The sequence below is a fragment of the Streptomyces sp. NPDC058683 genome (assembly GCF_042716195.1).
Taxonomy (GTDB): domain Bacteria; phylum Actinomycetota; class Actinomycetes; order Streptomycetales; family Streptomycetaceae; genus Streptomyces.
In genome coordinates this window covers 63,236-81,951 of sequence record NZ_JBHXSK010000053.1, presented here as the reverse complement: position 1 = coordinate 81,951, position 18,716 = coordinate 63,236, and the positions used below count along the sequence as shown (strand labels likewise).

The 18,716-nt window shown below is 70.2% G+C and carries 16 protein-coding genes and 1 pseudogene; 5 read left to right on the top strand and 12 right to left on the bottom strand.

Annotated features, from left to right (window positions below):
* Nucleotides 1–44: 44 nt before the first annotated feature.
* From ccsB to hemL, 7 genes are all read right to left on the bottom strand, one after another.
* A complete protein-coding gene (ccsB, locus tag ACFWXC_RS41990) occupies nucleotides 45–1,139 on the bottom strand; it encodes a c-type cytochrome biogenesis protein CcsB (RefSeq protein ID WP_384487555.1) in 1,095 nt (364 codons plus the stop codon).
* On the bottom strand, nucleotides 1,136–2,830 hold the full coding sequence (locus ACFWXC_RS41985; protein WP_384487553.1) for a cytochrome c biogenesis protein ResB: 1,695 nt from the start codon (nucleotides 2,828–2,830) through the stop codon (nucleotides 1,136–1,138). The genes ccsB and ACFWXC_RS41985 overlap by 4 nt, the downstream gene beginning before the upstream one ends.
* 4 nt (nucleotides 2,831–2,834) lie before the next feature.
* The gene (locus ACFWXC_RS41980) at nucleotides 2,835–3,611 is read right to left on the bottom strand and encodes a cytochrome c biogenesis protein CcdA (protein WP_351741139.1); all 777 of its coding nucleotides are present in this window, start codon (nucleotides 3,609–3,611) and stop codon (nucleotides 2,835–2,837) included.
* A 1-nt stretch (nucleotide 3,612) separates the two neighbouring features.
* On the bottom strand, nucleotides 3,613–4,203 hold the full coding sequence (locus ACFWXC_RS41975) for a TlpA family protein disulfide reductase (RefSeq protein ID WP_384487551.1): 591 nt from the start codon (nucleotides 4,201–4,203) through the stop codon (nucleotides 3,613–3,615).
* Nucleotides 4,204–4,269: 66 nt separating this feature from the next.
* Entirely contained in the window at nucleotides 4,270–5,535 is a 1,266-nt protein-coding gene (locus ACFWXC_RS41970; RefSeq protein ID WP_384487549.1) for a hypothetical protein, read from the bottom strand.
* Nucleotides 5,536–5,681: 146 nt separating this feature from the next.
* On the bottom strand, nucleotides 5,682–6,365 hold the full coding sequence (locus tag ACFWXC_RS41965; protein ID WP_384487547.1) for a histidine phosphatase family protein: 684 nt from the start codon (nucleotides 6,363–6,365) through the stop codon (nucleotides 5,682–5,684).
* Nucleotides 6,362–7,690 carry a glutamate-1-semialdehyde 2,1-aminomutase gene (gene hemL, locus ACFWXC_RS41960; protein WP_384487546.1) on the bottom strand — a complete coding sequence of 443 codons (1,329 nt, stop codon included), beginning with the start codon at nucleotides 7,688–7,690 and terminating at the stop codon, nucleotides 6,362–6,364. Before hemL ends, ACFWXC_RS41965 begins: the two co-directional genes overlap by 4 nt.
* A gap of 302 nt (nucleotides 7,691–7,992) precedes the next feature.
* Here hemL and ACFWXC_RS41955 point away from each other — a divergent pair, with 302 nt between their 5' ends.
* Nucleotides 7,993–8,667 (top strand): hypothetical protein, encoded by a 675-nt coding sequence (locus ACFWXC_RS41955; protein WP_384487545.1) that lies wholly within the window; start codon nucleotides 7,993–7,995, stop codon nucleotides 8,665–8,667.
* 142 nt (nucleotides 8,668–8,809) lie between these two features.
* Here the strand turns inward: ACFWXC_RS41955 and ACFWXC_RS41950 are convergent, their stop codons facing one another.
* Nucleotides 8,810–9,730, bottom strand: a complete 921-nt coding sequence (locus ACFWXC_RS41950) for an MOSC domain-containing protein (protein ID WP_384487543.1) — start codon at nucleotides 9,728–9,730, stop codon at nucleotides 8,810–8,812.
* A gap of 251 nt (nucleotides 9,731–9,981) precedes the next feature.
* Here ACFWXC_RS41950 and ACFWXC_RS41945 point away from each other — a divergent pair.
* Nucleotides 9,982–10,425, top strand: a pseudogene (locus tag ACFWXC_RS41945) (isocitrate lyase/phosphoenolpyruvate mutase family protein); the annotation flags it as partial.
* Between the two features lie 92 nt (nucleotides 10,426–10,517).
* Complete coding sequence (locus ACFWXC_RS41940; protein ID WP_384487541.1) at nucleotides 10,518–11,051, top strand: GNAT family N-acetyltransferase; 534 nt, start codon at nucleotides 10,518–10,520, stop codon at nucleotides 11,049–11,051.
* A gap of 92 nt (nucleotides 11,052–11,143) precedes the next feature.
* On the opposite strand, the gene ACFWXC_RS41935 is transcribed toward ACFWXC_RS41940, so the two are convergent.
* The 4 genes from ACFWXC_RS41935 to ACFWXC_RS41920 form a co-directional block, all read right to left on the bottom strand.
* Nucleotides 11,144–11,722: an alpha/beta hydrolase gene (locus ACFWXC_RS41935; RefSeq protein WP_384487540.1), complete on the bottom strand. Its 579-nt coding sequence runs from the start codon at nucleotides 11,720–11,722 to the stop codon at nucleotides 11,144–11,146.
* 414 nt (nucleotides 11,723–12,136) lie between these two features.
* Entirely contained in the window at nucleotides 12,137–12,925 is a 789-nt protein-coding gene (locus ACFWXC_RS41930; protein ID WP_384487539.1) for an SAM-dependent methyltransferase, read from the bottom strand.
* A 149-nt stretch (nucleotides 12,926–13,074) separates the two neighbouring features.
* On the bottom strand, nucleotides 13,075–14,748 hold the full coding sequence (locus ACFWXC_RS41925) for a dolichyl-phosphate-mannose--protein mannosyltransferase (RefSeq protein WP_384487538.1): 1,674 nt from the start codon (nucleotides 14,746–14,748) through the stop codon (nucleotides 13,075–13,077).
* A 242-nt stretch (nucleotides 14,749–14,990) separates the two neighbouring features.
* Nucleotides 14,991–16,010 carry a cytochrome c oxidase assembly protein gene (locus ACFWXC_RS41920; protein WP_384487536.1) on the bottom strand — a complete coding sequence of 340 codons (1,020 nt, stop codon included), beginning with the start codon at nucleotides 16,008–16,010 and terminating at the stop codon, nucleotides 14,991–14,993.
* A 373-nt stretch (nucleotides 16,011–16,383) separates the two neighbouring features.
* Between ACFWXC_RS41920 and ACFWXC_RS41915 the strand changes: the two genes are divergently transcribed.
* The gene (locus ACFWXC_RS41915) at nucleotides 16,384–17,061 is read left to right on the top strand and encodes a hypothetical protein (protein ID WP_384487535.1); all 678 of its coding nucleotides are present in this window, start codon (nucleotides 16,384–16,386) and stop codon (nucleotides 17,059–17,061) included.
* 679 nt (nucleotides 17,062–17,740) lie between these two features.
* Nucleotides 17,741–18,715, top strand: coding sequence for a phosphate ABC transporter permease subunit PstC (gene pstC, locus ACFWXC_RS41910; protein WP_351741181.1), 975 nt, complete (start codon nucleotides 17,741–17,743; stop codon nucleotides 18,713–18,715).
* Nucleotide 18,716: the final 1 nt, after the last annotated feature.

Here is an 18,716-nt window from a genome sequence, read left to right as displayed (position 1 = left end):
CCCGTGACCTGGGTCACGGGAACCGGCCCTTGCCGGCAACGGGTCTACACGCCCGCGTAGGAGTGCTTGCCGGTGACGAAGATGTTGACGCCGTAGTAGTTGAACAGCCAGCAGCCGAAGGCGAGCATCGCCAGGTAGGCGGCCTTGCGGCCCTTCCATCCCGCGGTGGCGCGGGCGTGCAGGTAGCAGGCGTAGGCGACCCAGGTGATGAAGGACCAGGTCTCCTTGGGGTCCCAGTTCCAGTAACGGCCCCAGGCGCTGCCCGCCCAGATCGCGCCCGCGATGATCGTGAAGGTCCACAGCGGGAAGACCGCCGCGTTCACCCGGTACGCGAACTTGTCCAGCGAGGCCGATGCCGGGAGGCGCTCCAGGACCGAGGTGGCGAAGCGGCCGGGGGTGCCGCCGGTCTCCAGCTTGTTCTCGTAGGAGTCCTTGAAGAGGTACAGGATCGTGGCGACCGCGCCGACGTAGAAGACCGCGCCGCAGAAGATCGCGGTGGAGACGTGGATGTACAGCCAGTACGAGTGCAGGGCCGGGACCAGCGGCTCGCTCGCCGTGTAGAGGACGGTGACCGCGAGACCGAGGTCCAGCAGGACCGTGGTGATGAGGAAGAGGCCCATCCACCGGACGTTCTTCTTCATCGCCAGCAGCCCGAGGTAGATGGCGACGGCGACCGTGGAGAACGTGATGTTGAACTCGTACATGTTGCCCCACGGCGCCCGCTGCACGGAGGCCGCCCGGGTGATCACGCCGGCCAGCTCCACGAGGAAGGCGAGGACCGTGAGGGAGATCGCGATCCGGCCGTAGAGGTCGCCCTGCTCGTCGCCGCCGTGGGCGCCGGGGCCGTCCGGCACGTCACGCGAGCCCGCCGCGGAGCGGACCACGATCTGCGGGCGTTCCAGTACGGCGGTGCCGCCGGCCTTCTTGACCGTCACCGCCGGCGCCTTCTTCACCGTGCCCTCGGTGGTGAGCGCGTTGGCGGTCCGGGCGACCCGGCTGCGGCTGCCCAGCAGCCACTCGAAGATGTAGGCGAAGAAGGCCAGCGTGTAGACGGCCATCGAGGAGTAGATGAGCGTGTTGCTCATGCTCGCGAGATGCTCGTTGGTCGCGGCGAGCGTGGTTGCGGCGGCGGAAGTCATCGCTTCTCAGCCCCTTCGGCAGGTACGGGGGATTCTGCAGAACGGTCGTCTTCGTCGGGGTCGGGAGCCCCCGGCGCCTGGTCGTAGAGGATTCCCGCGAGGTCGCCCAGCTCCTCGGGCACCTTCGCCGACTCGCTGCGGCCGAGGCCGGCCATCTCGACGACGGTGACGCCGTCGGGGCCCGGCACGGCCCGCACCCAGACGCGGCGGCGCTGGATGAACAGCGAGGCGGCGAGGCCGAAGATCGCGGTGAGGGCACCGCCCAGCGCCCAGCCGCTGCCGGGCTCCTGGACGATCTCGAAGCCGGCCCATTCCTTGACGTCCTTCTCGAACGTCACGGAACCGGCGCCGTCGGGCAGCTGCATGGTCTGCCCGGGCTTGAGGTTGTCCCGCAGCTGTGCCCCCTTGGAGTCCTTGAACTCCTTCATGTGGGTCTTGTCGAGCTGGTACACGCTCTGCGGGATCCCCGAGTTGACACCGAGGTCGCCGTGGTACGGCGTCAGGTTCAGCACCGGGTTCTGCAGTGCCGGGAAGGTGGACAGGACCGAGGAGCCGCCGCCGTAGGTCGGCAGGAAGAACGCCGAGATGCCGAGCTGCTCGCCGACGCCCTGGGCGTTCTTGTAGCCGTCCATCACCTTGACCACGCCCTGGGAGGTGACGTTGGCGTCGAGCGGGAGCAGCGGCACGGCGTCGTGGTAGACGACGTTGCCCTTGCCGTCGCGGACCGTGATGACCGGGGCGTAGCCGTGGCTGACGAGGTAGACCTTGGCGTCGTCGATGTGCAGCGGCTCGTTCACCTTGATGGTGGTCCGCTTCGACTTGCCGTAGGCGCCCTCGCTGTAGGCGATGTCCGCGCTGAAGGTGACCGGCGTGCCCTTGCTGGGGCCGCTGGTCTGATAGCTGGCGTGGAAGTCCTTCAGGTCGAAGCTGAACGGCACCAGGTCGTCGGTGGTGAACAGGGAGCCGGACTTGAAGTCGTCGTACTGCAGGATCGAGTTGGCGAACCCGTCGCCCTCGACGACCAGCTTGGTGCCGTCCGACTTGTACATCTGGCCGGAGGCGAACGCGATCAGCAGCACGATCAGCGCGATGTGGAAGGCGAGGTTGCCGAACTCGCGGACGTAGCCCTTCTCGGCGGCGACCGCGTCCCCGGCCGGGTGGGCCCGGAAGCGCCGCTTCTTCAGCAGCTTCAGCGCCGCCGCACGGACCTCCTCGGGCTCCGCCGTGGTCCGCCAGGTCGTGTACGCCGGGAGGCGGTCCAGCCGCTTCGGCGCGCCCGGCGGACGGCCGCGCAGCTGGCCCACGAACTGCCAGGTGCGCGGCACGATGCAGCCGATGAGCGAGACGAACAGCAGGATGTAGATCGCCGAGAACCACACCGAGCTGTAGACGTGGAACAGGCCGAGCTTGTCGTAGACCGGCGACAGCGTCTTGTGGGCCTTGCGGAAGTCGTCGACCTTGGAGATGTCGGCGCCGGACTGCGGGATCAGCGAGCCGGGGATCGCGCCCAGCGACAGCAGCAGGAGCAGCAGCAGCGCGACCCGCATGGAGGTCAGCTGCCGCCAGAACCAGCGGGCCCAGCCGACCACTCCGAGACCGGGGGCGGCCGGCGGCTCGACCGGGGCGGTGGAGAGCTGTGAGCCCGCCTCGCCGATGTCCGGCTCGGTGTTCTCGGTTTCGGTCTTGCTCATCGATTCAGATCCCCACAGTGAAGCCGTCGGACCAGCCCTGCATCTCCTGCACGAGGCTGTCCCAGGCCCCGGTCAGCAGCAGCACACCGGTCACGATCATCATCGTGCCGCCGATGCGCATCACCCAGACATAGTGGCGCTTGACCCAGCCGAAGGCGCCGAGCGCCTTGCGGAAGGCGACCGCGGTGAGCACGAAGGGCACGCCGAGGCCGAGGCAGTACGCGACCGTCAGTATGGCGCCGCGGCCCGCGCTGCCCTGCTGGGCGGAGAGGCTCAGCACGGCGGAGAGCGTCGGGCCGATGCACGGCGTCCAGCCGATGCCGAACAGCGCGCCGAGCAGCGGTGCCCCTATCAGACCGGCCACCGGCCGCCGGTGGAAGCGGAACTCGCGCTGGGTGAACCAGGGCATCAGGCCCATGAAGAACACACCCATGACGATCATCAGGACCCCGAGCACCTTGCCGAGCGTGCCGGACTCTTCCTGGAGGTCCTGGCCGAAGTAGCCGAACAGGGCTCCGCCCGACACGAACACGGCGGTGAAGCCGAGCACGAAGAGCGCGGCACCGGTGGCCATCCGGCCGCGCCGGGCCTCGGCGAGGTCGGTCCCGGCGACGCCCGTGACATAGGAGAGGTATCCGGGCACGAGGGGCAGCACGCACGGGGAGAAGAAGGAGACGAGTCCGCCGAGCAGGGCGATCGGCAGGGCGAGCAGCAGCGCGCCGTTCATGACGGTCGTGTTCGGTCCGTCGGTCGCGGCCGCGAGCGTCAGGAGTGCACTCACGTCACTTCTCCGCGAGAACCGGCTTGATCATCTTCAGCAGGTTCTCCTCACTGAGTGCGGCCAGCGAGCGCGCCGCGACGTTGCCCTGCCGGTCGAGGACCAGGGTGGAGGGGATGGCCTGCGGGTTCAGCGTGCCTTTCTTGAAGCGGAGCATCAGCTTGCCCGTCGGGTCGTACAGGCTCGGGTAGCCGATGCCGTTCTGCTTCTCGAAGGCGACCGCGGAACCGGTGCTGGTGTCGCGGGTGTTGATGCCGACGAACTGGACGCCCTGGCTCGCGTACTCCTTGGAGACGGAGGCGAAGTAGGGGGCCTCGGCGCGGCACGGGCTGCACCAGGAGCCCCACACGTTGATGACGACGACCTTGCCGCGGTAGCTCGCGACGTCCAGCGTGCTGCCGTCGATGGTCTTGCCGGACAGGTCGGGGGCCGCCGCGCGGTGGCCCTTCGCGACCGTGTCGATGCCGTTCTTGCCGGCGACGAAGTTGGTGTTGCCGCCTCCGCCGGAGGTGCCGCCGTTGCCGCACGCGGACAGGGTCAGGGCCGCCGAGGCGGCCATGGCGCCGAACAGGACGGCGCGGCTACGGGTACTCATGTGAAAAGTTTCGCATGCCCGTTCTGGGGATCTTGCGCACCCCCCTTGGTCCGGGAAACGTCCCTTTCAGGCCGCGGCCCCCTGCTTGAGGAAGGTCTTCCAGCCGCCCTTCGGCTGCTGCCCCACGTCCAGCGTGCGGAGCTTCGCCAGGACCTCCGGCTTCTGCACGTCCATCCAGTCCACGAACTGGCGGAAGGAGACCAGCCGGACGTCGGCGCCCTTCTCCTTCTCACGGGCGATGTGCTTGAAGGCCTCCTCGACGGAGTCCATGTAGATACCGCCGTTCCACTGCTCGAAGTGGTTGCCTATGAAGAACGGCGCCCTGTTTGTCGTGTACGCCCGCTCGAATCCCGCTATGTACGACCCTGCCGACTGCCGCCGCCAGCCCGGGTAGTTGTAGGCGGGGGCCTTCGTCGAGTTGACCGACTGGTTGGCGAGCATGTTGTAGTCCATGGACAGGACCTCGAAGGAGTGACCGGGGAACGGTATCTGCTGCAGGGGCAGGTCCCAGATGCCCAGCTTCTTCTCCGGCCAGACCTGGCGGCCGCCGGGCGAGGAGGCGTCGTAGCGCCAGCCGAGGTCGCGGGCGGTGGGCAGCAGGTTGTTCTGGCCGAGGAGACAGGGGGTGCGGCCGCCGACCAGTTCCTTGTCGTAGTCGAAGGGCAGGGACGGCAGGTCGGTCCAGCCGCTGTTGGTCCGCCACTCCTTCACGAACGCCTTGGCCTGGTCTATCTCGCTGCGCCACTGCTTGGGCGTCCAGTTGCCGACCGTGCCGTAGCCGCCGCAGAAGTGGCCGTTGAAGTGGGTGCCTATCTCGTGCCCTTCGAGCCAGGCGCGGCGGACGTTGGTGAGCGTCGCCTTGATGTGCTCGTCGGTGAGGTAGCCGATGTCGGAGGCGCCACGGGGGTTGTTCGGCGGGTTGTACAGCCGCTTCTTCGACTCGGGGAGGAGATAGAGACCCGAGAGGAAGAAGGTCATCGACGCGCCGTGTTCCCTGGCCAGGTCCAGGAAGCGCGGGAAGAGGCCGTTGCCGACCTCGCCGGCGCCGTCCCAGGAGAAGATCACGAACTGCGGCGGGGTCTGGCCGGGCTCCAGCGGCTCGGGGGCGCCGGGCTGATGGGGCTGCTTGCCGGTGTTCGAGGTGGAGCCGTCGCCGAGGGGGCGGGCGGTGGGCTCGGGCTTCCCGGAGGGCTTCTTCGACGGCCCCTTGGTGGAACCGGTGGCGTGGTCCGGTCCGTCCGATGCCGTGAGGGTGCCGCAGCCGGCGAGGCCGAGTCCCGCCGCGGCGCCCGCGCCGACGCCGAGTATTCCCCTTCGGGTGAAGGTCCGCATGGTTCCCCGATTCGTCACGCACTCTGGTGGTCACCCAGTCAGAGGGCGTGACGAACGAACGGGTTCCTTCACTTCTTCGCTGTTTCAAGCCGAATGCGACGAAGAGGCGGATAAGTACCGTATGTCACACGGGTGTCGCGGAGGCCTTACGCCCCGAAGGCCTTGTCCTTCCCCTTCACCGGCTTGGCGCCGGCGCGGAGGTGGGCCGGGACGAGGTCGATGGCCGGCTCGCTGTACCCGACGGAGACGATCCTGTCGCCTTCGTATGTGAAAGTCGTCAGGGAGGCGAGGGTGCACTGCCGCTTGCGCGGATCGTGCCACAGCCGCCGCTTCTCGACGTACGACCGCAGGATCCAGATCGGCAGCTGGTGGCTGACCAGCACGGCCTCGTGCCCGCGCGCCCGGTCCCGGGCCGTGTCCAGCGCGCCCTTCATCCGGACGACCTGGTCGACGTACGGCTCGCCCCAGGACGGCCGGAACGGGTTGACCAGGTACTTCCAGTTGGCGGGCTTCTTCAGCGCCCCGTCGCCGACACCGAAGGTCTTGCCCTGGAAGATGTTCTCCGCCTCGATGAGCCGCTCGTCGGTGTCGAGGTCGAGCCCGTGCGCCTTGGCGATCGGGGTGGCGGTCTCCTGGGCGCGCTCCAGCGGCGAGGCGACGACGTACGTCACGTCCCGGGGGGCGAGGTGCTCGGCGACCCGGTCGGCCATCTGCCGGCCCAGCTCGGAGAGGTGGTAGCCGGGGAGTCTGCCGTACAGAACCCCGTCGGGATTGTCGACCTCGCCGTGCCGCATCACGTGGACGACGGTGATGTCCTGCTGCTCGCTCATGCTGCCGTGGCCTCCGCGGCCGCTCGGGCCGCCGCCGGGAGGGCGTCGGCGATCTTCTGGATGGCCCGCTCGTCGTGGGCCGTGGAGACGAACCAGGACTCGAAGGACGACGGCGGCAGGTAGACGCCGTCGGAGAGGAGGGAGTGGAAGAAGGCGGTGAACCGGAAGGACTCCTGGCCCCGCGCGTCCTCGTAGTTGCGCACCGGGCGGTTGGTGAAGAAGACGGAGAACATGTTGGAGGCGTTCTGCACCTGGTGCGCGACGCCCTCCTTGCTCAGCGCCTCGCCGACCAGCGCCTGGATCTGCGCGGAGACGGCGTCCACCTTCTCGTACGCGGCGTCGTCGAGCAGCCGCAGCTGGGCGAGTCCGGCGGCGGTGGCGACGGGGTTCCCGGAGAGGGTGCCGGCCTGGTAGACGGGCCCGGCCGGGGCGAGGTGCGCCATGACGTCCTCCCGCCCGCCGAAGGCGGCGGCCGGGAAGCCGCCCCCCATCACCTTCCCGAAGGTCATCAGGTCGGGCACCACCCCGTCGATCCCGAACCATCCGGCCCGGCTGGTCCGGAACCCGGTCATGACCTCGTCGGAGATGTACAGCGCGCCGTTCTCGCGGCAGGCGTTCTTCAGCCCCTGGTTGAACCCGGGCGCGGGCGGCACGACGCCCATGTTGCCCGGCGAGGCCTCGGTGATCACACAGGCGATCTCCCCGGGGTGCCGGTGGAAGGCCTCCTGCACGGCTTCGAGATCGTTGTACGGCAGCACGATCGTGTCCCCGGCCTGGGCGCCGGTGACACCCGGGGTGTCGGGCAGCGCGAAGGTCGCCACCCCCGACCCGGCCGCGGCCAGCAGCGAGTCGACGTGACCGTGGTAACACCCGGCGAACTTGATCACCTTGGTGCGCCGGGTGAAGCCGCGGGCCAGCCGGATGGCGCTCATCGTGGCCTCGGTGCCGCTGCTGACGAGCCGCACCTGCTCCAGGGGCTCGATCCGGGCGACCATCTCCTCCGCGAGGGCGACCTCGCCCTCACCGGGCGTACCGAAGGAGGTACCGCGGGAGACGGCGTCCTGGACGGCGGCGATGACCTCGGGGTGCGAGTGCCCGAGGATCATCGGCCCCCAGGAGCAGACGAGGTCGACGTACTCGCGCCCGTCCGCGTCCGTCAGGTAGGCCCCCTTGCCGGAGACCATGAAGCGGGGGGTGCCGCCGACGGCACGGAAGGCGCGCACCGGGGAGTTCACGCCGCCGGGCGTGACCGCGGAGGCGCGGTCGAAGAGCGCCTGTGAGACGGGCGCGTCGTAGGGATAGGGCGTTTCGCTCTGGGCGCTCATGACGTGCGGCTTCTCCGGCTTCTCGGACTCCGGTTGCTGGGTGACCTCCTCAGGGTAGGCGGAGGACGGTGGTCTTCTCGCAGCGGAGGACGGCGGTACCCGCACGGCGCCCGGGGCATCTGCGAGACTGTGACCCGATACACCCAGCTCATCCGGTACATAGCCGGCCGGAGGCTGTAAAGATCCTGCGGACTGATGTTTCGACGCACGTTTCGGCGGGCGGCCGTGGGGGAGGTCACTGACACGATGATCGGGTTGCGCGGCGGGGGCCACGCGTCCTAGAAAAGCAGTCGGGTGGAGATATGCATCGCGGTGGCGGACTGGGCGAGGGGACTGACGACCTGGGTCCTCGACGTGCCCATCGGGGAAGGCACCGACGCGACGCGGAGGAAGCGGCTGAGGCAGCACGTCAGGAACAGAGCGGCGTACCGAGTGAGTCCGAGCGGCGCGACCGACGTATCGATCAGTGGGACCAGAGGGGCCAGCGGATCGATCGCCGGATCGACCGACTTCAGACTGGGAGCAGGAATGGTGGTCGGGTGGGGGTGACGTACAAATACTTCGGCGCACCGGACGGCGCGACCGCGGCCCGGGTCCCGATCTCGATGCGCCCCGAGGAACTCGGCGGCGACGAGCTCGGCATGAACGGCATGTTCACGAAGATCAAGCCGGAGACCATGGCCGCGATGGTGCTGACGGGCATCGAAGGCGTACCTCTGAACAAGGTGCCACCCCTGGAGCTGGTCGTCCTGCACCCCGACTACGCGGTGGTCAAGCTCCCCATGACGGTCGTCGACCCCCTGCGCGGCATCGGCGAGGAAGCGGTGGGAGCGGCGGCCTTCATCTGGTCGACGGTCCCGGACCGGGGTGGCCCGAGGGACGCGTTCAACGTGTACCAGCTGCTGCACGAGTGGCAGGACTTCAGCCACCGGCTGCATGAGGCGGGGCATCAGCCGTACTGCCTGGTGTGGCCCTGAGCAGGGGTTTTGTGCGGATCGGGCGGGGTCTTCGGGCCTCGCCCTTTTTGGTGCGTCGCGCGCTGTGAACTGCTGGAGATCGAGGTAGCGCATGCCGCCGGTGCCGCAGAGGTGGTGGGTGCTGTGGGTCTCGGCGAGGCGCTCACCTCGGCCTCTGCTGGTCGGTACGGCAGCGCTGTCCAGCACTTCGCCGTGCCGTGTCCGCGCCTGTCAGAGCGGAGGCTGCCTCCTGCACCCTGATCACGTCGCCCACCCGGACCGTCCCCGCTTCCAGCACGTCCAGGTACACACCGAGGCACGACAGCGGACCGAGGTCGAACACCGGGACGCGGTGAGTCTGGGCAACCGCACGCATGATGCCTGGGTCGGACGGCAGCTCGTCGTGGCCGAGGGTGGGTATCACGCAGCGAGGTGTGGGCACGACGACCTGGAACAACGCCTCTCCCACGCGCAGGCGTGATCCCAGCCAGGCGTCCTCGGGAAATCCCGGACCTCCATCGGTGTCCACCACCAGGTTCGGCCGGAAACGGCGCGCGTCGAAGTCCCCGGAGGGATACACGGCCCGCATCCGGTCCAGGGACGCCGTGGTGACGAGATGGACCCGCCCGAAGTCGAAGAACGTGCCGGGCGCGACGCTGCCTGTCGTGATGCTCGCTCCGGTGGCGTCGACGGTAGCGGTCTTCCGTACGGCATCCGGAACTCCGCCTTCGTAGTCCGGCACGGCCCGCTCCAGCCTGCTGTGTTCCGGCACGACGGCGGAGACGAACACCCGGCGGCCCAGCAGCTTGGACAGCCGCACGTCCAGGTCCGGGTCTTCCACGGACAGGGCCATCCCGTCCGGCAAGACGACCCGGACCACGCCGGAGTCGTCCAGGCCGCTCCGGCAGCGCAACAACTCCCCCCATTTGCGTGGGTGCTTGGCGCTGCCCACGGCACCCGTCTCGTCGAGTACGGCGTACGCCCGGTCGCCGGTGAATCCGCGTTTCGTGACGGCCACGGCGGTCACGGCCTCACCCAGCATGGACTTCACCGGATACCGGTACAGCGCTGTCACAGTCCCCATCGATCGATTATGGCGGTCAGAGGGAGAGCAGCTCCTCGTGGAAGCCTCCGAACTCCCGCTCCTGTTCGATGAGATGGATCTCCGGGCCGGACTGGAGGCAGCGCGTGCCGCGCTCGCGCGGAGGGATCACGCCGGCGGCGGCCAGGGCTAGCTTCCAGGCGCCCGTACGGTCCGTGCCGGGGTCACGCCCATGTCGGTTTTCTGCCGGACAGCGTCTTCGCCCTGCTGATTGGCTTGGGGGCATGGTGAACGCAAGCAAGTCCTCGGTCTTCCGCCGTGCGGCGCGGAAGGCAGGCGTCGACCTGTTCGTCAACGCCCGCGTCGACACCTACCTGCTCGGGCTGGGCGACCCCGTCACCCGGCTCCGGGAGACACTGGAACGGGCCCGTTCCTACGTCGACGCCGGAGCGGACGGGATCTTCGTCCCCGGCGTCACCGACGCCGGCGTCATCCAGGAAGTGGCCGCAGCCCTCACCGTCCCCCTCAACGTCATGGCAGGGCCGGGCATGCCGCCGGTGAAGGAGCTGGGCGCCCTGGGGGTGGCCCGCGTCAGCCTCGGCTCGGGCGTGGCGCAGGCCGCCTACGCCGCGGCCCGGCGCGCGGCGCTCGAACTGCAGGGAACCGGCGGCTACACCTCCCTCGAGCACGCCATCGACTACCCGGTTCTCAACGGCCTGTTCTCCGAAGGACGCTGACCGCGCCCACCGGCATGCCCGGCGTCCCGGAGCGGCGGCACGGGTTGGCGCCGATTACCCATGACGCCGTCGCCTTCGGCAGGATGAGCGCCATGACCGAGATCCATACACCCCGCCTTCTCCTGCGTCGCTGGCATGACGACGACCTCGCGCCCATGGCGGACATCAACGCGGATCCTCGGGTCATGCGCTGGATCGACGACGGCTCGGTGCGCGACCTCGACCACACGGCGGAAGCCATCGAGCAGTGGGAGGAGGAGTGGGACGAGGAAGGCTTCGGACTCTTCGCCGTCGAGCTGCTGGCTTCGGGGGAGCTCGCCGGCTTCACGGGTCTGTTCGTGCCCGAGTTCCTGCCGGAGGTACTGCCCGCCGTGGCGATCAGCTGGCGGCTCGGCTCACAGTTCTGGGGCCAGGGATACGCGTCCGAAGCCGCCCAGGCCACGCTGGAATTCGCGCTCCAGGACCGCGGCCTCGACCGCGTCATCAGCATCAGCCGTATGGGGGACGACGCCTCCGAGAACGTCATCCGCAAGCTCGGCATGGTGCCGGAGCGGGAGGCGACGCACCCGGTGTACGGCTATCCGCTGCAGGTCCACTCCATCGATCTCACCGAGTTCCAGGCCTGAGCCTGCCGTCCTTCTCCAGCCGACGGGCGAGGGGGACGGGGACGGGGGCGGGGTCTTCGGGCCTCGCCCTTCTCCGTGCCGGGGAGGGGGCGTCAGGCCGCCGCAGGCCAGACAATCCGGTCGAGGAAGTCCTCAACCGCCGTGGCGACACGGCCGAGCACATCGGCGGATCCGGCCAGAGGCCCGGGGACGTGCATGCCGTGGTCGGCCCCCCGGACCTCCAGCACATGGGGTGACAACCCGACGGCAAGGGCTCCGTCCCAGTGCCGGTCCTCGGTGCCGCCGACCAGGAGGAAAGGCGCTGTGGCCGCGCGGAGGGCCTTGATCACCTCGGTGGTGGTCAACAGGGGGGTGAGCCAGATCGCCGGGAGTCCCCGTTCGGCAGCGAGGACGGCCGCGTTCGTGCCGAGGGACTTCCCGATCAGGACGGGCACGGCGCCTGGTGAGCTCGCGGACACGTGGTCGAGTACCGGTGCGACCTGGTCGAGGACCCAGTGGCCGCTCCCCCTGTCGGCCTGCGACGGCGGGTCCCAGGTGATCCGCTCGATCCTGGCTCCCCTGGCTTCGGCCGCGTCGGCCGCGTACATGAGGAGGGGAACATGGGGGCCGTACATCCCGCCAGGGGCCACGACCGCGGCCCGAGGCGGCGCGCTCTGCTCATCCACGACCATGAACATATCTCCGGACGAGCGCTGCTGACGGGCGAACCCGGGGAAGACCAACGCCGCGGACGGATACCGGCGTTGCCCGGCAGCACCCGGCGGGACGAAGGCACCGTCCGGCCCGGCTCGAAGCAGTCAGCACCTGGTCGGTGTGGCCGGAAGGCCTTGGCGGCCGACGAGTGGACCGGCTTCGACGCCGCCGACGAGTTGCGGCGGCTCTTCGGCCTGCTGCCGAAGCCCGGCACGCTGCCGGACTGAGCCGACGCGCCGGGGCTACGGCGCTACGGCGGCGCAGGGGCGGCCCGGCCCGCGAACATCCTGCCTGAGCAGGACCTCCAGCCGGCGCGGGACGTCCCACCGACGGGCCGCCGGTGTTCCGTGCGTGAGTGCGTGAGTGCGTGAGTGAGAGAACTGCGCGCTGGTTCAGCGGATGCGGGCCACGCCCGCGTAGATGCCGCTGCCCTCCGGCTTGGGGGCCGGTTCGGCGGCGAACCACTCCGTCGCCGTCACCAGGCCGGGGGACACGAGATCCATGCCGTCGAAGAACCGTTCCACGTCCGGGCGGGTGCGGAAGGCGAGCTGGATACCGCCCTTGGCGTACTCGGCGACGACCTGTTCGACGAGGTCCGGGAACAGGTCGGACGCGGCGTGCGACAGGATCAGATGGCTGCCCGGCGGCAGCGTGTCGACCAGGGCACGGACTATGTCGTGGGCGCCCTGCTCGTCACTGATGAAGTGCATCAGCGCGATGAGCGACAGCGCGACCGGGCGGTCGAAGTCCAGGATGTGCCGGGCGTGCCGGACGATCGCCTCCGGGTCGCGCACGTCCGCCTGGATGTAGTCGGTCGCCCCCTCGGGGCGGCTGATCAGCAGCGCCTCCGCGTGCCGCAGGACGATCGGGTCGTTGTCGGTGTAGACGACCTTGGCCGACGGCACGACGTTCTGCACGATCTGGTGGAGGTTCGGCTCGGTGGGAATTCCGGTGCCTATGTCCAGGAACTGATCGACGCCCTGTGTGGCGAGCCACGCGGCGGCCCGGTGCATGAACTGACGGTTCTGCCGGGCGGCGTCCCTCGCCTCGGGCGGCAGCTTCTCACCGACCGCCTCGTCGACCGGGTAGTTGTCCTTGCCGCCGAGCAGCCAGTCGTAGACCCGCGCAGGGTGTGCCCTGCTGGTGTCGACCGACGGAAACGGCTGAGGGTTGGTCGTCATGGCAACTCCATCGCGCCGATGAGAAGTTGAGAAGTACAGAGTGAGTTCGCGGTGATCGTACTCGGGTGTCTCATCTGCCTTGTACGGGGGGCGACTTGAGCAGCAGCGCGCACGCCCCGGGGATCCGCGTCCAGGAGTGAACGCCGTCCTCAGACCCAGCTGTCGAGCCACATCCTGGCCTGCCAGCCGGAGTACGGGATGGTCTGCCCGGTGTAGATCGGGAAGAAGTAGATGAAGTTCCACGCGATGAGCAGGACCAGCACGCCCGCGGCCACCGCGCCCGCCTGCCGGCGCCGCTCCGTCGCGCCCGGCGGCCCCAGCATGGCTCCGATCATCATCGTCACGGCCAGGCACAGGTACGGCACGAAGACGACGGCGTAGAAGGAGAAGACCGTACGGTCCTGGTACAGGAACCACGGCAGATAGCCGGCGCCCACCGCGCACAGCACGGCGCCGGCCCGCCAGTCGCGGCGCAGTGCCCAGCGGTAGAGCAGATAGACCAGGGCGAGGCACGCGGCCCACCACAGGACCGGGGTGCCCAGGGCGAGGACCGTCCGAGTGCAGGCGGACGCCGTGTGGCAGCCGTCCTCGCCGGGTTGCGGCGAGTCGTAGGAGAACAGCACCGGGCGGCCGAGGACCAGCCAACTCCAGGGATTCGACTGGTACTTGTGGGGCGTGTGCAGCCCCACGTTGAACTGGTACACCAGGTACTCGTAGTGCCACAGGCTGCGCAGCGGGGCCGGGATCCACGACCATGTGCCGCCCCGGCCGTCCGCCCAGTGGCGTCCCCAGCCGTCGTTGGACAGGAACCAGCCGGTCCAGGTCACCAGATACGTCATGACGGCGACCGGCGCGAGGGAGAACAGCGAGGGGCCGAGGTCCCTGCGCAGCACCGCCCGGTACGGGTGGCGGGCCCCGGCCACCCGGCGCGCGCCGACGTCCCACAGCAAGGTCAGGACCATGAAGAAGGCCAGGAAGTAGAGGCCGTTCCACTTGGTCGACGCGGCCAGTCCCAGGAAGAGACCCGCCGCGAGCCGCCAGGGCCGCCATCCCCTTCCCGCACGGTCACCGGTGTCGCCGTCCGGTCGCACCCGGCCGTCCGCGCCGGCCGGCAGCGCCGCCGCGAGCCGGGCCCGCGCCCGGTCCCGGTCGACCAGCAGGCAGCCGAAGGCCGCCAGGGCGAAGACCATCACGACGAGGTCCAGCAGCGCGGTACGGCTCATCACGACATGCAGGCCGTCCACCGCCAGCAGGGCGCCGGCCAGGCAGCCCAGGAAGGTGGACCGGAACAGGCGGCGCCCGATCCGGCACAGCATCAGGACCGACAGGGTGCCCAGGAGCGCGGTCATGAAGCGCCAGCCGAACGGGGTGAGGCCGAACAGCCCCTCGCCCAGGGCGATCACCCACTTGCCGGTCGGCGGGTGCGCGACGAAGGAGCCCGCGTCGGAGAGCGGGATCACCTGCGGGTGCGCGAGGATCCCCGGGTCGGCGATCTTGCGGTCCGGCCAGGTGCCCTCGTAGCCGAGGTGCAGCAGCGACCAGGCGTCCTTCGCGTAGTAGGTCTCGTCGAAGACGACCGCCCGCGGCCGGCCGAGCCGCCAGAACCGGATCGCCCCCGCCAGCACGGCGACCAGCACCGGCCCCAGCCACTCCATCGCCCTCGCGACGCGGCCCGCCGACGCGGGCGCGAGCCCGACGAGCGCCCACAGACGGGGAGACGGCTCGGGAAACGGCGGGACGAGCCGCTCCCGGGCATCGGCAGGGGGACGCCCGGGAACCGCCCCCACGATCCGGCGAGCCCGGAGGCGTTTCGTTCCGTCCATTCCATCCAGCAACTGAGCCACGCCTGTTCGACGCGTTTTTCCGTGCGGAGGTTGTAGTTCCGGGTGGTCTATCGTGTCACTGTGCATCAGACGGCGGGGCGGTCTTCACCCGTGCGACCGGCCGGCCCCCCAAGTGCCTTCCGCAATGCGCCGGGCTGGTGCCGCATCGGACGACGCCGCCGGCAGCCCGCGGGGTCGTGAACAGGGCGAACGTCGACTGATGGGGCCGCGTACGGAACCGGTCACTGGTCGCCGTGCTGGCGGCGGATTCTCTCGGCCACCTCGTTCTTCTCCGTCTCCCACCAGGGGCGGACCCGTTCGGCGGACGGGGTGGTCGTGGTGGGGACGCGGGCGGAGGCGGAGGCGGGGGCGGGGGCGGGGGCGGCGAGGGCCTCGGCGGCCTGTTGCCGGTCCAGGCGGCGGTCGAGGGCCGCCGTCTGCACCCGTTCCGCCCGCGCCCACTGGAACAGGATCGTCAGCAGGAACGGCAACGCGACCAGTTCGGCGATGCTCAGCATCGCGCCGCCGCCGATCTGCTGGTCGTGCCGGACGTCCGGGGACCAGGACGGATGGTGGTGCAGGTACCAGGCACCGGCGATCAGCGTGCCATGCGTCATGACGACCACGCCCGGGATCGCGTCGATCACCCCGTCCACGAAGACCAGGGCCGCCCGCACCGGGTGGGTGCACCAGGCGGGGAGGGTCTCCTCCCGGGTCAGCACCGGTACGACGAACAGGCAGCCCGCCGCCAGCAGGTGCAGGTACATCAGCTCGTGCAGCCAGCCCACCCGCAGCGCGGTGCCGAAGTAGGGGGTGAAGTAGATGGTCAGCTCGGTGGTGAGCACCAGCGCCGTGCTGACCAGGGGGAAGGTCAGGAGGCGGATCAGGCGGCCGGTCATCGTGCGGCGGAGCCGTGCCGCCGCGGGCTCCGGCAGTGCCTCCACCGCGAGACGGAGCGGGTCGCCCAGCGCCAGGCCCAGGGGCGCGACGAGGTCGAGCAGGATGTTCTGGACGGCGGCCGGCCAGAACAGCGCGTGGTCGTAGACGGCGAGGGCCGACATCGTCGCCACCACCAGCGCGCCCAGGCCCAGGACCGTGAAGGCGGCGGTGCGGGCCGACGACCAGGGCTCGCCCTTCGCGCGCACCCGCAGCACGCCCCAGCCGTACAGCCCGCCCAGGGCCACGACCAGCAGCAGCGCCGGCACGTCCGGCTGCCACGACGTCAGCAGCCGGCCCACGGTCAGCTCGGCCATCCGGCTCATCCTCCTTCGGTCCGGGACGAAACGGGTCAGGTCAGGTCCACTGCGCGACGCTATACCCGGCCCGCCCGGCGCCCGCACAGGGGTTCCTGGCAGCATCGGCGGGACCACCGGCCAGGTCAGCAGCTCGGTCCACGGCGGCGCCCGGTCCGCGGACGGGCACGCCCGGCTGGAGTTCGTCCCGACCGGCGAGGGCCGCCGAGCCGTCCGCCCGCCACCGCGTCACAGTTCTGTGCCGGGCCGAGGTGATCCTTGTCCCCTGTCGTCGGACCGTGCCTAGGGTGATCACCGCGGTTACGGATCTTGACCGGATCCGGCTCCGCGGGGACTGGTTTCACGCACTGGGGGGCGCTTCATCATGGGGGAACGATCTGTCATGCCTCGGCGGGTGCCGGCGCGGCCCGTCGCCGCGATGCTGGCGGCCGTCGGGATCGTCGCCGGGGTGCTGGTCGGCAGGCCGGGGCTGGAGTCGGTGCCGGGGTGCGGGACATCGGGGGACCTCTATCCGTCGCAGACCGCGCGGGACTGGGTGTCGTACGCCGATCACGTCGTCGTCGCCAGCCCGACCCGGGAGCAGGAGACCAACCGGCGGAGCTACCGCAAGGGGGCGGTCGCGTACGCGATGGACCGGCTGGTGAGCTTCCGGACCGACAGCAGGCTGTGGTCCCGCAGCTCACCCCGGCACGCCATCGGGTCGGACTTCGACATGGTCGCCCCGGGCTGGGAGGTCTACCGGTCCAGCGGCACCCGCGTGGCGCAGCCGGCCACCGATGCGCCCCGGCTCCAGGCCGGCCACACCTATCTGCTCGCCCTGCGCTGGCGCGAGGGCGGGTGGGTGGTCCTCGGCGAGGGCGGGGCCGTGCCCTTCGACGACCGTACCGGCGACCAGGGCGAGTGGTGCGGACGTGTGCTGAGCAAGGAGGACGTCGCCGAGGGGGAACGTTTCTCCCGGCACGACGACCACAGCGTGGAGAAGGCGGTACTCGGCCGGAACGAGCAGGCCGTCAAGCGCATCCTCGACAACGCGGCCCACACCGGCGCCGACCGCGACTGAGCCGGCTGCGACAGCGCCGCTCACGACCGAGCCGGGCCGCCCCCGGCCCGCCACCCAACCGGCTCCGCCCGACCCACCCCCAACCGGCTCCGCCCGACCCGCCACCCAACCGGCTCCGCCCGACCCACCCCCCAACCGGCTTCGCCCGGCACGCGAGGCAATCATCCGGCCGGGCCCTCGACCGAACCGGCTGCGCCCGGCCATGGCCGAACCCGCGCGCCCGGCGCTTGGCTCAACTCCCTCCCCCGCCTCTGCCCAGACTCCCCCGTCCGGGCTGCGCCTCAACTCCCTTACACAGCAAGCGACTTAACTCCCCCTTCACCCGGCCGCAGCCTCGGCGCCCGACCCCCGGCGGCGCTCGGCCCGCCCGTACCCCCTCCGTGCCCGCTCACCGGCACCTTCACATCCGCCGACGCCCGACTTCGGCCCCGCACGCCGCCCCACCGGCCCCGCCCCGCCTGACCCTCCAGTACACAGGCGCCCACATCTCCCCCACTGAAATGGCATGGACAGTTCACCTGTTCTCCATATTCGACGTGCTGGTGCGCAAGGAACCGGCCATTGACTCTCCCCGCGCGGCACCCCATTTCGGGGCCGTGTGGGGAGATTCTTTTCGTATAGGGGGGACACAGTGGTGTCCACGCTTGAGGGTTCCGCCGGGGCGGAATCCGAAAGACCCGTGCCCAGGCGGCTGTCAGCCGCCCGGGGGCTCGGGGACCGGATGTTCCGGTACCAGTTGACGGCCACGGGCGGCATCGTCCTCGCCATCATGGCCGCCGTAGGGCTGTTCCTGCTGCTCCGGGCCGGGCAGGCGCTGCGGGCCAGAGGCGTCTGGGCCTTCCTGACGACCGCCGAATGGCAGCCGGACGTGCACAGGTTCGGCATCGCGGCCGTGCTCACCGGCACGCTGCTCATCGCCGCGGTCGCCGTCACCATCAGCGTGCCGCTGGCCCTCGGCACCGCCCTGTTCATCTCGGACGTAGCACCCCGGCCCCTGCGCCGCACGCTCGTCACGATGGTGGACCTGATGGCCGCCGTACCGTCCGTGGTCTACGGCCTGTGGGGGCTGTTCTTCCTCCAGGAGCATGTGATCGGGCTGTCCCGCTGGCTGTCGGACTGGTTCGGGTGGATTCCGTTCCTGCACGTCGACGGCACCCAGCCGGGCGAGCCCCTGGCCTCCCAGAGCGTCTACACCGCCTCCACCTTCGTCGCCGGAATCGTCGTCGCCCTGATGGTCGCGCCGATCCAGTGCTCGGTGATGCGCGAGGTGTTCGCCCAGGCGCCGGCCGGTGAACGCGAGGGCGCCTACGCGCTCGGCGCCACCCGGTGGGGCATGATCCGCGCGGTCGTACTGCCGTACGGCATGGGCGGGATCATCGGCGGCACCATGCTGGGCCTGGGGCGGGCGCTCGGCGAGACCATCGCGGTCTACCTGATCATCTCCCCGGTCTTCGTGATCCAGCCGCACATCCTGCAGACCGGCTCGAACTCGGTCTCCTCCCTCATCGCCCTGCACTACGGCGATGCCTCCACCTTCGGCATGTCGGCGCTGATGGCCGCGGGCCTGGCGCTGTTCCTGCTCACCCTGGCGGTCAACTTCACCGCCTCCTCGATCGTGGCGCGGTCACGGTCCGGCGCGCAGAGCGAGGGGTGAC

Coding starts and splice junctions, on each gene's coding strand:
- ccsB (WP_384487555.1), bottom strand. CDS start 1,139: ATGACTTCCGCCGCCGCAACCACGCTCGCCGCGACCAACGAGCATCTC.
- ACFWXC_RS41985 (WP_384487553.1), bottom strand. CDS start 2,830: ATGAGCAAGACCGAAACCGAGAACACCGAGCCGGACATCGGCGAGGCG.
- ACFWXC_RS41975 (WP_384487551.1), bottom strand. CDS start 4,203: ATGAGTACCCGTAGCCGCGCCGTCCTGTTCGGCGCCATGGCCGCCTCG.
- ACFWXC_RS41970 (WP_384487549.1), bottom strand. CDS start 5,535: ATGCGGACCTTCACCCGAAGGGGAATACTCGGCGTCGGCGCGGGCGCC.
- ACFWXC_RS41965 (WP_384487547.1), bottom strand. CDS start 6,365: ATGAGCGAGCAGCAGGACATCACCGTCGTCCACGTGATGCGGCACGGC.
- hemL (WP_384487546.1), bottom strand. CDS start 7,690: ATGAGCGCCCAGAGCGAAACGCCCTATCCCTACGACGCGCCCGTCTCA.
- ACFWXC_RS41955 (WP_384487545.1), top strand. CDS start 7,993: ATGCATCGCGGTGGCGGACTGGGCGAGGGGACTGACGACCTGGGTCCT.
- ACFWXC_RS41950 (WP_384487543.1), bottom strand. CDS start 9,730: ATGGGGACTGTGACAGCGCTGTACCGGTATCCGGTGAAGTCCATGCTG.
- ACFWXC_RS41940 (WP_384487541.1), top strand. CDS start 10,518: ATGACCGAGATCCATACACCCCGCCTTCTCCTGCGTCGCTGGCATGAC.
- ACFWXC_RS41935 (WP_384487540.1), bottom strand. CDS start 11,722: ATGGTCGTGGATGAGCAGAGCGCGCCGCCTCGGGCCGCGGTCGTGGCC.
- ACFWXC_RS41930 (WP_384487539.1), bottom strand. CDS start 12,925: ATGACGACCAACCCTCAGCCGTTTCCGTCGGTCGACACCAGCAGGGCA.
- ACFWXC_RS41925 (WP_384487538.1), bottom strand. CDS start 14,748: ATGGACGGAACGAAACGCCTCCGGGCTCGCCGGATCGTGGGGGCGGTT.
- ACFWXC_RS41920 (WP_384487536.1), bottom strand. CDS start 16,010: ATGAGCCGGATGGCCGAGCTGACCGTGGGCCGGCTGCTGACGTCGTGG.
- ACFWXC_RS41915 (WP_384487535.1), top strand. CDS start 16,384: ATGCCTCGGCGGGTGCCGGCGCGGCCCGTCGCCGCGATGCTGGCGGCC.